This window comes from Phenylobacterium sp., from assembly GCF_031984885.1.
GTDB lineage: Bacteria > Pseudomonadota > Alphaproteobacteria > Caulobacterales > Caulobacteraceae > Phenylobacterium.
Genome location: NZ_DAMABV010000014.1, coordinates 17,814 through 29,958 on the forward strand (window position 1 = coordinate 17,814; position 12,145 = coordinate 29,958).

Annotated in this window: 10 protein-coding genes; 6 read left to right on the forward strand and 4 right to left on the reverse strand. The window is 69.5% G+C overall.

All coding sequences use genetic code 11. The features are described 5' to 3' along the window. Nucleotides 1–18: 18 nt before the first annotated feature. Nucleotides 19–480, forward strand: a complete 462-nt coding sequence (locus tag RTL41_RS17145) for a hypothetical protein (protein ID WP_312166295.1) — start codon at nt 19–21, stop codon at nt 478–480. Here the strand turns inward: RTL41_RS17145 and RTL41_RS17150 are convergent. Then, on the reverse strand, nt 477–1,283 hold the full coding sequence (locus tag RTL41_RS17150) for an exodeoxyribonuclease III (protein ID WP_312166296.1): 807 nt from the start codon (nt 1,281–1,283) through the stop codon (nt 477–479). The two genes, RTL41_RS17145 and RTL41_RS17150, sit on opposite strands and share 4 nt — an antisense overlap. Nucleotides 1,284–1,499: 216 nt before the next feature. Next, complete coding sequence (locus RTL41_RS17155; RefSeq protein WP_312166297.1) at nt 1,500–2,144, reverse strand: outer-membrane lipoprotein carrier protein LolA; 645 nt, start codon at nt 2,142–2,144, stop codon at nt 1,500–1,502. 342 nt (nt 2,145–2,486) lie between these two features. Between RTL41_RS17155 and RTL41_RS17160 the strand changes: the two genes are divergently transcribed. Beyond that, entirely contained in the window at nt 2,487–4,322 is a 1,836-nt protein-coding gene (locus tag RTL41_RS17160) for a phosphoenolpyruvate carboxykinase (GTP) (RefSeq protein WP_312166298.1), read from the forward strand. Between the two features lie 453 nt (nt 4,323–4,775). Next, nucleotides 4,776–5,909: a serine hydrolase domain-containing protein gene (locus tag RTL41_RS17165; RefSeq protein ID WP_312166299.1), complete on the forward strand. Its 1,134-nt coding sequence runs from the start codon at nt 4,776–4,778 to the stop codon at nt 5,907–5,909. Nucleotides 5,910–5,946: 37 nt separating this feature from the next. On the opposite strand, the gene RTL41_RS17170 is transcribed toward RTL41_RS17165, so the two are convergent. Next, nucleotides 5,947–8,322: a DNA translocase FtsK 4TM domain-containing protein gene (locus tag RTL41_RS17170; RefSeq protein ID WP_312166300.1), complete on the reverse strand. Its 2,376-nt coding sequence runs from the start codon at nt 8,320–8,322 to the stop codon at nt 5,947–5,949. 145 nt (nt 8,323–8,467) lie between these two features. Here RTL41_RS17170 and RTL41_RS17175 point away from each other — a divergent pair, with 145 nt between their 5' ends. After that, the gene (locus tag RTL41_RS17175) at nt 8,468–8,848 is read left to right on the forward strand and encodes a hypothetical protein (protein ID WP_312166301.1); all 381 of its coding nucleotides are present in this window, start codon (nt 8,468–8,470) and stop codon (nt 8,846–8,848) included. Here RTL41_RS17175 and RTL41_RS17180 read toward each other — a convergent pair. Next, a complete protein-coding gene (locus tag RTL41_RS17180) occupies nt 8,842–9,456 on the reverse strand; it encodes an alpha-ketoglutarate-dependent dioxygenase AlkB (RefSeq protein WP_312166302.1) in 615 nt (204 codons plus the stop codon). The two genes, RTL41_RS17175 and RTL41_RS17180, sit on opposite strands and share 7 nt — an antisense overlap. Here RTL41_RS17180 and RTL41_RS17185 point away from each other — a divergent pair. Both RTL41_RS17185 and dnaK read left to right on the forward strand, forming a co-directional pair. Beyond that, nucleotides 9,437–9,988 carry a hypothetical protein gene (locus RTL41_RS17185; protein WP_312166303.1) on the forward strand — a complete coding sequence of 184 codons (552 nt, stop codon included), beginning with the start codon at nt 9,437–9,439 and terminating at the stop codon, nt 9,986–9,988. The genes RTL41_RS17180 and RTL41_RS17185 overlap by 20 nt on opposite strands. A 177-nt stretch (nt 9,989–10,165) precedes the next feature. Beyond that, a complete protein-coding gene (gene dnaK, locus RTL41_RS17190; RefSeq protein ID WP_312166304.1) occupies nt 10,166–12,073 on the forward strand; it encodes a molecular chaperone DnaK in 1,908 nt (635 codons plus the stop codon). The last annotated feature ends 72 nt before the right edge of the window (nt 12,074–12,145 follow it).

Genomic DNA, 12,145 nt, shown 5'->3' on the forward strand with positions numbered 1-12,145 from the left:
TCGGCTTGGGGGCGGCGGATGTCTCGTAGGAAGTGGGGCCTTGCCCGCACGTTCCCGCTGATGCTGGTCGGGGCGATCGTCGTCGGCGCGGTCGCGGTGGGGATCACCTCGTACATGAAGCGGGCGGACCTGCTGGCCGCCTCGACGGCGCAGGCCAGGCTCGAAACCCTGAACGGCCCCGCCTGTCCGGAGCTGACCCAGGCCGAGTACGAGGCGAGCGGCGCCAAGGCCAAGCAGGGCTTCGCCTCCAACGACATCCATTACCTGCGCCGCTACGGCCACGTGGACTGCTCGGTGGTCGGGGACGGCAAGGGCGGAAACGGCTTCGCCCCGATCTGCCAGTTCAGCGGCCCGCAGGTGCTGGTCGTGACCACGGCCAGGGGGACCTACTACTTCCGGCCCGGGACGGGGAAGCCGGCCACCGTCACCACCCATGACGGCGTGCCCGCCTGCGTGGTGGCCGGAAACTACAAGGGTTAGAGGCCGAAGTCGGCGCTGACCGGGGCGTGGTCGCTGGGCCGCGCCCATTCGCGCACGTCGTCATGCACCCGCGCGGCCGCCTTGCCTTCGCGCAGCGCCGCCTCGCGCAGGCCCGGCGAGATCAGCACGTGGTCCAGGCGCAGGCCGCGGTTCGACTTGCGGAAGTCGGCGGCCCGATAGCTCCACCACGAGAACAGCTTCTCCGGCTCGGGCACGGCCTCGCGCACCAGGTCGGTGAACTGGCCGGCGGCCATCAGCTTGCCGAACGCCTCGATCTCGACCGGGGTGTGGCTGACGATCTTCGACATCTGCCGGTGGCTCCAGACGTCGAACTCGCCCGGCGCGACGTTCAGGTCGCCGACGATGGCCAGCGGGGCCTTCGGGTCGCGGCGGCCCATCTCGGCGGTCAGTTGCTCGAAGAAGTCCAGCTTGTGGTCGAACTTGGGGTTCAGCTCCCGGTCGGGAATGTCGCCGCCGGCCGGGATGTAGAAGTTCTGGATCTCGACCCCGGCCACCTTGCCGCCGACGCAGCGGGCGTGGCCCTCGCGGCAGACGTTCAGCGGCGCGGCGTCCTCGATCGGCAGGCGCGAGGCGATCGCCACCCCGTGCCAGCCCTTCTGGCCGGCGATCTTGATGTGCGGCAGGCCGACCGCCTCGAAGGCGGCGCGCGGGAACTCGCCTTCCTGGCACTTGATCTCCTGCATGCAGATCACGTCGGGGGCCTGCTCGTCGACGAAGCGGGCCACCTGTTCGGCCCGCAGGCGCACGGAATTGACGTTCCAGGTGGAGAGGCGAAGGCGCATGGATGCTGGATGTAATGGGGTTCGGGCAAAAAGAAACGCCCGGGCACTGGAGAAGCCCGGGCGTTGAAGTGTGTCTCTCATGCCGCCGCCGGGAGGGGATAGGGTCCGGCACGGAAAGGGCTCGCGATCGCGCGATCCCAATAGTGTCATTAATGCCACTAGCGGCTATAAAAAGTCAATTAAAAATCACGCGACATATTGCCTGTTGTGAATGTGTCACATTTTGGAGCGACCGACGTTCTTCGGGCGCGGGTCTTTCAGCACGAACAGCGAGGGCGCCAGGCCGCTGGTCTTGCTCAGGCTGGTCAGCCGGATGCGGGTCGATGAGCCCTGCGCGTCGGTCACCGTCCAGCCGATCAGCGCCAGCGGGCTGTCGGAGAAGTTCAGGGTGATCTGGCCCTCGGCCTGCTTCTTGCCGTCGCGGGCGGTGATCGAGAAGCCGTCGGCCAGGCGCGAGATGCGGGTGACGTTGACGCCGCGGTCCAGCCGGATCTGGCGGGCCAGGAAGATCGACAGCGGCGTGGCCATCAGCGGATAGGCGTCGAAGGTCTTCAGCCGCGAGTCGGCGATCGAGACGTTGCCGCCGTCCGACACCACCAGCAGGCCCGATGGCTTGTCGTACTCGAACCGCGCCTTGCCGGGCCGCTTCAGATAGAGCGAGCCCTGGGTGGTCGCGCCGCGGGCGTCGGTCTGCACGAACCGCCCCTTGGCCTCGGTCAGGCCTTCCAGATAGGCGGCCGCGCGGTCGACCAGCGCCTTGTCCTCCGCCGACAGCGGCGCGGCCGGCGCACGCTGGGCGAGGGCGGGAAGGGGCAGGGCGGCCAGGCCCAGCGCCAAGGCGCGGCGGGTCAGTCGGGTCATTCGCAAGAGAACTCCAGTTTCCTCGGCTTCCTATACGCCGTCATGGGCCTCAATAGGGCGCAAGAACGGCGAAGCTGACGCCTGGTTGCGCAGAGCCCGGGCTCGCAGCGCCGGCATGATCTCCCTCGGGCCCGCCGGCGCGCCGTGGCCGCACGAGATCGTGAGCAAAAACCTACCCGCGATGGCCCGGTTTTGGCCCCCGACCTGTCGATTCCGCAGTGCAGCAAGCTTGTGCCCGTCAAAAATCGTACATATCACCGAGCCGTCGGCTGCCTGAGCGACCCCGCCAGAGGGTCGCCGCCGCCGGCGATGACGCGTGGGTAACATAAGGGGCGCAGCCTGATGGGCGTGGCCATTCCGGGTCTCGATGAGGCCCCGACGAAACATGCCGGCCTCCTGGCCTGGGTGCGCGAAGTCGCGGAACTGACGCAGCCGGACAGGGTCCACTGGTGCGACGGCTCCGACGCGGAGTGGACCGCCCTGACCGCCGAGCTGGTGAAGTCGGGCACCCTCAAGCCGCTCAATCCGCAGAAGCGGCCCAACAGCTTCCTCGCCGCCTCCGACCCGCGCGACGTCGCCCGGGTCGAGAGTCGCACCTTCATCTGCTCCAAGGATCCGGCCGACGCCGGCCCGACCAACAACTGGCTCGAGCCCGAGGAAATGCGGGCCGACCTGAAGCAGCTCTTCAAGGGCGCGATGCGCGGGCGCACCATGTACGTGGTGCCGTTCTGCATGGGGCCGCTGGGCTCGAAGATCTCCGCCCTGGGCGTCGAGATCACCGACAGCGCCTATGTCGCCATCTCGATGCGGGTGATGACCCGCATGGGCAAGGGCGCCCTCGACATGCTGGGCGAGGACGGCTTCTTCGTGCCGGCCCTGCACTCGGTCGGCGCGCCGCTGGAGGCCGGCCAGGCCGACGTCGCCTGGCCCTGCAACGAGACCAAGTACATCGTCCACTTCCCCGAGACCCGCGAGATCTGGTCCTACGGCTCGGGCTATGGCGGCAACGCCCTGCTGGGCAAGAAGTGCTACGCCCTGCGCATCGCCTCGGTCATGGCCCGCGACGAGGGCTGGCTGGCCGAGCACATGCTGATCCTCAAGCTGACCTCGCCGGAAGGCGCGGTCCGCTACGTGGCCGCGGCCTTCCCCAGCGCCTGCGGCAAGACCAACATGGCCATGCTGCAGCCGACCATTCCCGGCTGGAAGGCCGAGACCATCGGCGACGACATCTGCTGGATGCGCTTCGGCGACGACGGCCGGCTCTACGCCATCAATCCGGAGGCCGGGTTCTTCGGCGTGGCGCCGGGCACCGGCGTCGCGACCAACAAGAACGCCGTCGACGCCCTGCACGCCAACACCGTCTTCACCAATGTGGCCCTGACCGCCGACGGCGACGTCTGGTGGGAAGGCCTGACCGACACGCCGCCCGAGGGCCTGACCGACTGGAAGGGCCGCCCCTGGTCGCCCGAGCTGGGCGAGCCGGCCGCGCATCCGAACGCGCGCTTCGCCGTGCCCGCCGACCAGTGTCCGGTGATCGCGGACGAGTGGGACGATCCGGCCGGCGTGCCGATCTCCGCCCTCCTGTTCGGCGGCCGCCGCGCCAGCGCCGTGCCGCTGGTGACCGAGGCCTTCGACTGGGAGCATGGCGTGTTCCTGGCCGCAAACGTCGCCTCCGAGGGCACCGCCGCGGCGGAGAACAAGGTCGGCGAGCTGCGCCGCGACCCGTTCGCGATGCTGCCGTTCTGCGGCTACAACATGGGCGACTATTTCGGCCACTGGCTGAAGGTCGGCGCCGGGGCCGACGCCTCGAAACTGCCGCGCATCTACTTCGTGAACTGGTTCCGCAAGGGCGCCGACGGCAAGTTCCTGTGGCCGGGCTACGGCGAGAACAGCCGCGTGCTGAAGTGGATCGTCGGCCGCCTGGACGGTACGGCCGCCGCCGCCGACACCCCGATCGGCCGCGTGCCGACCCGCGAGTCGCTCGACCTCGACGGCGTCTCCCTGGGCGCCGACGCCCTCGACACCCTGCTCTCGGTCGATCCGGAAGTCTGGGCCGAGGAAGCCGCCCTGATCCCCGAGTTCTACGAGAAGTTCGGCGATCGCCTGCCCCAGGCCCTCTGGGACCAGCACGAAGCGCTGACCCGGCGCCTGAACGTCCAGGCCCAGGCCGCCGAATAACAGGACTCATTCCTCTTCCCCTTCGGGGGAGAGGCTGGGTGCTTTTGCGGCGGAGCGGCGCCTCATTCGTCAGGCGCGGCGCGAATGGGTCCCGGACAAGCCCTGCGGGCTTTCCGGGATGACACGGGAAGAACGCCCGCCGAGCAGCTTGCGCCAGCCGCCGCCGGAGGAAAAACAGGTGTCATCCCGGTTTGCGCAGCAAGACCGGGACCCATTCGCGCCTGAGCTCAAGGAACAGGCGCCGCCTCGCCACATCCGGCCCCATCCGGTGTTCATGGGTCCCGGTCTTCGGCTGCGCCGAAACCGGGATGACACCGAAACAGCAGCCGAGGACATCTGCGAGCCCTCCGCCGCAGGCGGGGCGAGGAGTCGTCAAGGCGAAGCTGACGCGACGACAGGCTTGCGCTGCAAGCTGCGCCGTCCATCTGATCTGGAAACCCGATGGAGCGCGCCATGACCGACACCCGCATCGACGACGTCATCGACCGCGCGCTCGCCGAGCAGCGGATCGTCGGGACGGTCGTGCTGATCTCGCGCGGCGGCGAGCTGGCCTACGCCCGCGCCGCCGGCCTCGCCGACCGCGAACGCAATCAGGCCATGGCCCTGGACACGGTCTTCCGCCTGGCCTCGGTGACCAAGCCGATCGTCGCCGCCGCGGCCCTGGCCATGGTCGAGCGCGGCCAGTTGGCGCTCGATGCGCCGGTCAGCCGCTGGCTTCCCGATTTCCGGCCCAGGGCGCCGGGCGGCGCGGACGCCGAGATCGCCATCGCCCAGCTCCTCACCCACACCAGCGGCCTCAGCTACGGCTTCCTGCAGCCCGATGACGGCCCCTACCTCAAGGCCGGCGTCTCCGACGGCCTCGACCTGCCCGACCGCTCGATGGCCGACAACCTCTCGCGCCTGGCGGCGCTGGAGCTGTTCTTCCCGCCGGGCGCGGCCTGGAACTATTCGGTCAGCCTCGACGTGCTGGGCGCGGCCATGGAGCAGGCGGCCGGCAAGCTGCTGCCGCAGTTGGTCGAGGAGCTGGTGCTGGCGCCGCTCGGCATGGGCGCCAGCGGCTTCTACGTCGAGGACGCCGGCCTGCTGGCCACGCCCTATATCGACGGCCAGCCCCCGCGCCCGATGCAGGAGCCGGACGTCTCGCCGTTCTTCGAGCTCTCCGGCATCCGCTATTCCCCGGCCCGCGCCACGCGCCCGGCCTCGTTCCCGTCCGGCGGGGCCGGGATGGTCGGCACGGCCTCCGACGTCCTGAAGCTGCTGGAGGCGGTGCGGACCGGCGGCGGCCCGATCCTGTCGGCCGGCTCGGCCGCCGCGATGCTCAGCAACCAGATCGGCGACCTGGTCGTCACCACCCACGGCCCTGGCTGGGGTTTCGGCTATGCCGGCGCGGTGCTGAAGGATCCGGTCGCGGCCGGCTCGCCCCTGCGCCAGGGCACGGTGCTGTGGGGCGGGGTCTACGGCCACTCCTGGCAGATCGTCCCCGACCGCGAGACGACGATCGTGGCGCTCACCAACACCGCCATCGAAGGCATGAGCGGGATGTTCCCCACCGAACTCGGCGCCGCGGTGGCGCAGGCGCTGGGGTGAAAGACGTCTTTCCCTCCCCCTCGTGGGGAGGGCGAACCTACGGCGCGGCCCCCACCAGCACCTCGCGCTTGCCGGCGTGGTTGGCGGGGCTGACCACGCCCTCGTTCTCCATCCGCTCGATCAACGAGGCGGCGCGGTTGTAGCCGATCTGCAGGCGGCGCTGGACGTAGCTGGTCGAGGCCTTGCGGTCGCGGGTGACCACGGCCACGGCGCGGTCGTAGAGGTCGTCGCCCGAGCCGCCGCCCTCGTCGCCGAACATCTCGCCGTCCTCGCCGTCCTCGTCGCCGCCGGCGGTGACGTCCTCGAGGTATTGCGGCTCGCCCTGCGCGCGCAGGAACTTGGCCACCGCCTCGACCTCTTCGTCGGAGACGAACGGCCCGTGCAGGCGGGTGATGCGGCCGCCGCCGGCCATGTAGAGCATGTCGCCCTGGCCCAGAAGCTGCTCGCCGCCCTGTTCGCCCAGGATGGTGCGGCTGTCGATCTTCGAGGTGACCTGGAAGGAGATCCGGGTCGGGAAGTTGGCCTTGATGGTGCCGGTGATGACGTCGACCGACGGCCGCTGGGTGGCCATCACCAGATGGATGCCGGCGGCGCGGGCCATCTGGGCCAGGCGCTGCACCGCGCCTTCCACGTCCTTGCCGGCGACCAGCATCAGGTCGGCGACCTCGTCGATGACCACCACCAGGTACGGCATCGGCTTGGGGTCGATGCGCTCGCTCTCGTAGATCGGCCGGCCGGAGTCGTCGAAGCCGGTCTGCACGGTGCGCTCGAAGTGCTCGCCCTTGGCCGCGGCCTCCTTGGCGCGCTCGTTGTACGAGGCGACGTTGCGCACCCCGATCTTCGACATCAGCCGGTAGCGGTCCTCCATCTCGCGCACGGTCCACTTCAGCGCGACGATGGCCTTCTTCGGGTCGGTGACGACGGGCGCCAGCAGGTGCGGGATGCCGTCATAGACGCTCAGTTCCAGCATCTTCGGGTCGATCATGATGAACCGGCACTGGTCCGGCGGCAGCCGGTACAGGATCGACAGGATCATGGCGTTGACGCCGACCGACTTGCCCGAGCCGGTGGTGCCGGCGATCAGCAGGTGGGGCATCTTCGAGAGGTCGGCGATATAGGGCTCGCCGCCGATGTTCTCGCCCAGCGCCATCGGCAGGGCCTGGGTCGAGCGTTCGTATTCCGAACTGGCCAGCAGGTCGCGCAGATAGACGGTCTCGCGGCGGGCGTTGGGCAGCTCGATGCCGATGGCGTTGCGGCCGGGCACGACGCTGACGCGGCAGGCGGCGACCGACATCGAGCGGGCGATGTCGTCGGAGAGGGCCACGACCCGGGCCGACTTCACCCCGGCGGCTGGGACGAGTTCGTAGAGCGTGACCACTGGGCCCGGGCGGATCTGGTCGATGGTCCCGCGCACGCCGAACTCGGCCAGCACGCTTTCCAGGAGCTGGGCGTTCTGGCGCAGGGCGCCTTCGTCGAACATCGAGGCTCGCGGCTTGGGCTTGGCCAGCATGGCCAGCTCGGGCAGGGCGAAGCCGTCGGTCTTCACGAACTCGAACGCGCCCTGCGCCTCGCGCTGTTCGCGGCCGGACTCCTTGGGCGCCGGCTTCGGCTGCTTGATCGCCACGGAATTGGACGGGCTCTCGCGCTCGTCCGGCGCCGGCCCGGCAAGGGGCTCGGCCGCCGGCAGGGGGGCGGGGCGTTGCGGCGCGGGTTCGGCGGCCTTGGCGCGGCGGGCGGCCGCGGCGCGGGCCGGCCTGGCCGGTTCCGGCGCGGGGGCGGGGGGCTTTTGCAAGGCGGCGCGGACCCACTCGATGCTGGCGGTCAGCTCGGACCGGCGCACGCCGATCGCAAAGCCCAGGCCAAGGGCCGCCGCCGCCAGCAGCAGCAGCGAGGCGATGAACACCGCGCCCGGAATGTGGGCGTAGGCGAAGACCCCGGCGATGGCGTGCAGCAGCCCGTCGCCCCAGAAGCCGCCCAGCCCCTTGGCCAGCGGCCAGGCGGCCGGCGCCGGCGGCGCCGACAGCAGGCCGGCCAGGGCCAGCACCCCCAGCAGGCCGATCAGCGCTCGCAGGCGGACCTTGCGGCGGGTCAGGTCGGGCTGCGGCGTCGTCGCCCGGCCCAGGCCGAACACCACCATCAGCAGGGCGCCCACGGCCGCGGCCAGGCCCAGCGACTGGACGCCGGCGTCGGCGGCGGTGGCGCCGGGCGCGCCCAGCGCATTGGTCGGGGCCAGGGCCGAGGCGGCGTTCAGGCTGGGGTCGGCGGCGTTGTAGGTGGCCAGGGCGATGGCCAGGGCGATCCCCGCCGCCGCCACGATCCCGCCCCGCAGGCGCGCCGTCGCCGGATGGGTCCAGGCCAGGCCCGCAATGTACAATCCCAGCTCAAAACCCGTTTTCCGCGCCGCACGCGCCATCGTAGACCCCCGATTTCAGAGACCTCCTGTTTGCCCCGGCGAGGGTTAAGAGGCGTTTACCAAGCCCGGCCTTGGGCGGCGGGCGGCGCCGAAAATCCCCGTTTCCGTTTGCGCCAACCCCATCTAGGTTCGCGCCATGTGGAGCATGCCTCGAGGCGTCCTGCGGGTCGTCGCCATCATCCTTGGCCTTTGCGCCGTGGGCGGGTTCATCCTCGGAGTCCGGGGCGCGCCCGAGCGCGCGCGCCTGCCCGGCGAGACCGGGGCGGGCGGGGCGCCGCTGCAGGCCAGCGACGCCCAGCCGCTGGACGATCTGGTCCTGACCCCTTCCGAACTGGCGCCCGAGCCGAAGAAGGAAGAGGAAAAGCCCGAGGAGAAGGCCGAGGCGCTGCTTCCGGTCGAGAAGGCCCCCGAACCGCTCAAGATCGCGCCGCCCCCGAAGGCGCCGGCGCTGCCGTCCGCCGACGAAGACCACGTCGGCGACCTGATCGACGGCCTGACGCCGCCGCCGGAACAGCCGCCCTACTGAGCCGGCGCCGCGCGCCGCAGCGTCAGGTTGATCCGGCCGCCGCCGGGGATCAGCCGCGAGGAGCCGGGCAGGATGCGGTCGACGCCGTGATGATAGAGCCGCGCCTCGCCGGCCAGCAGGCAGACGTCGCCCGAGCTCAGCCGCATCGACGCCGTCGGGTCGCCGCGCCTTGGGCCCCCCAGGCGGAACACCGCCGTGTCGCCCAGCGACACCGACAGCACCGGAAACCGCAGGTCGGCCTCGTCCTTGTCCTGGTGCAGGCCCATCTTGGCCTGGGCGTTATAAAAGTTGATCAGGCAGGCGTCGGGCGGAACGTCGGGATCGGCGAGCTCGCGCCAGAGCTCGGTCAGGATTGTGGGAATGGACGGCCAGAACCTGCCGGTCGTCGGGTGCCGCGGCTCGTATCGATAGCCCTTTTCGTCGGTGGTCCAGCCGAGGTCGCCGCAGCTTGTCATGCCCACGCTCATCGCCTTGCCGCCCGGCGTCACCTGATGGACCAGCGGCGCCTCGGCCATGCGCGCCGTCACCTCGTCCAGCAGCGTGGCCTGCTCCAGCGGCGACAGCCGGCCGGGCAGCAGGCGAAATCCTGTGGTCGTCGAAAGCCTCATCGGCTCTCATATAGGCGCTATGGCCCGTTCTTCCGCCAGCGACCTGCGCATGCCGCCGTGCCGATGGCGCCGGCTCTCACCCGGCGAGCATCGCCTGTGCGCGCAGGTGTTCGGCGCAGGCCTGGACGCCGCGCGGGTGCGGATCTTCAGCCTGCCGGCCTGGCCGCGACCTTTCGTCCCGACCGGCGGGCTGGTGGTGTGGCCGGCGGCCTCGGCCCTGGCCGATTTTTCGACCGCGCCGCTGTGGTTGCGCTCGGTGCTGGTGCACGAACTGGTGCATGTCTGGCAGGCCCAGCAAGGGGTCTTCCTGCCCTTCGCCAAGCTTCGGGCCGGGGACGGCCTGGCGGCCTATGCGTATGATTTGGCGGACGGCCGGCCATTTTCTCGACTCAACATCGAACAGCAGGCGATGGTGGTTCAGCACGCCTACCTGGCCGGCGGCGGCGGCGCGGCGCCCTATGACAGCCAAGCTTATGCAAGGATTTTAGAGGCTTGGCCCGAGCCCCTTGGGGGAAGACCCCGCGAGATATAGGGTCATTCCGCACTTGCGGCGGTGGCGCGTCATCCCATATCGCGACTCGACGCTGGTTGCCCCATGGGTTAACCGGCCGAGCCCTTATTCGAACCGGGGACACCGAGAAGAAAAGGGGCGCTTCATTCGAAGGCCCTAAGACCGGCGTCCGCCATTCAGGAGCGAGCAAGACTCGATATGAGCAAGATCATCGGCATCGACCTGGGCACGACCAATTCGTGCGTGGCCATCATGGACGGCAAATCGCCGAAGGTGATTGAGAACGCCGAAGGCGTACGGACCACCCCGTCGGTCGTCGCCATCCTCGACGACGGCGAACGCCTCGTCGGCCAGCCGGCCAAGCGCCAGGCCGTGACCAACCCCGCCAACACCCTGTTCGCCATCAAGCGTTTGATCGGTCGTCAATACAACGATCCGCTGGTGGAGAAGGACAAGGGCATGGTGCCCTACGAGATCGTCAAGGGCCCGAACGGCGATGCCTGGGTGAAGGCCCACGGCAAGGACTATTCGCCCCAGCAGATCTCCGCCTTCATCCTGCAGAAGATGAAGGAAGCCGCCGAGCAGCACCTCGGCGAGAAGGTCGAGAAGGCGGTCATCACCGTCCCGGCCTACTTCAACGACGCCCAGCGTCAGGCGACCAAGGACGCCGGCAAGATCGCCGGCCTGGAAGTCCTGCGCATCATCAACGAGCCCACCGCGGCGGCGCTGGCCTACGGCCTGGAGAAGAACGACGGCAAGAAGATCGCTGTCTACGACCTCGGCGGCGGCACCTTCGACGTCTCGATCCTGGAGATCGGCGACGGCGTGTTCGAGGTGAAGGCCACCAACGGCGACACCTTCCTCGGCGGTGAAGACTTCGACATGCGCGTCGTCGAGTACCTGGCCGACGAGTTCAAGAAGGAGACCGGCGTCGATCTGCGGAACGACAAGCTGGCCCTGCAGCGCCTGAAGGAAGAAGGCGAGAAGGCGAAGAAGGAACTGTCCTCGACGGCCCAGTACGAGGTCAACCTGCCCTTCATCTCGATGAACGCCTCGGGCCCGCTGCACCTGAACATCAAGCTCTCGCGCGCCAAGCTGGAAGCCCTGGTCGAAGACCTGGTCGCCCGCACCGTCGGCCCCTGCGAGCAGGCGCTGAAGGACGCCGGCCTGAAGAAGACCGACATCGACGAGGTGATCCTGGTCGGCGGCATGACCCGCATGCCCAAGGTCGTCGAGACCGTGAAGGAGTTCTTCGGCCGCGAGCCCCACAAGGGCGTGAACCCGGACGAAGTCGTGGCGCTGGGCGCGGCGGTGCAGGCCGGCGTGCTGCAGGGCGACGTCAAGGACGTGCTGCTGCTGGACGTCACCCCGCTGACCCTGGGCATCGAGACCCTGGGCGGCGTGTTCACCCCGCTGATCGAGCGCAACACCACCATCCCGACCAAGCGCTCGCAGACCTTCTCGACCGCTGACGACAACCAGTCGGCGGTGACCATCCGCGTGTTCCAGGGCGAACGCCCGATGGCGCACGACAACAAGATGCTGGGTCAGTTCGACCTGGTCGGCATCCCGCCGGCCCCGCGCGGCGTGCCGCAGGTCGAGGTCACCTTCGACATCGACGCCAACGGCATCGTCAACGTGTCGGCGCGCGACAAGGCGACGGCCAAGGAGCAGTCGATCCGCATCCAGGCCAATGGCGGCCTGTCGGACGCGGACATCGAGAAGATGGTCAAGGAAGCCGAGGCCAACAAGGCCGAGGACGAGAAGCGCAAGGCCGCGGTCGAGGCCAAGAACCAGGCCGAGGCGGTGGTGCACTCCACCGAGAAGGCCCTGGCCGAGCATGGCGACAAGGTCTCGGGCTCCGACAAGGAAGCCATCGAGACGGCGCTGGCCGACCTGAAGACCGAGCTGGAAGGCGAGGACGCCGAGGCCATCGCGGCCAAGACCCAGACCCTCATCCAGGCTTCGATGAAGCTGGGCGAGGCGATGTATGCGGCCCAGCAGGGCGGTTCGGAAGAACAGCCTGAGGGCGCGGCGGCGGATGACGATGTCGTCGACGCCGAATTCGAAGAAGTCGACGGCGACGACGAGAAGAAGTCGGCGTGACGTCACGCCCCATGGCGGCCTTCCGCAGCCTCTGCGAGAAGGCCGCCGACGGGCTGACTGTCATCCTGGAAA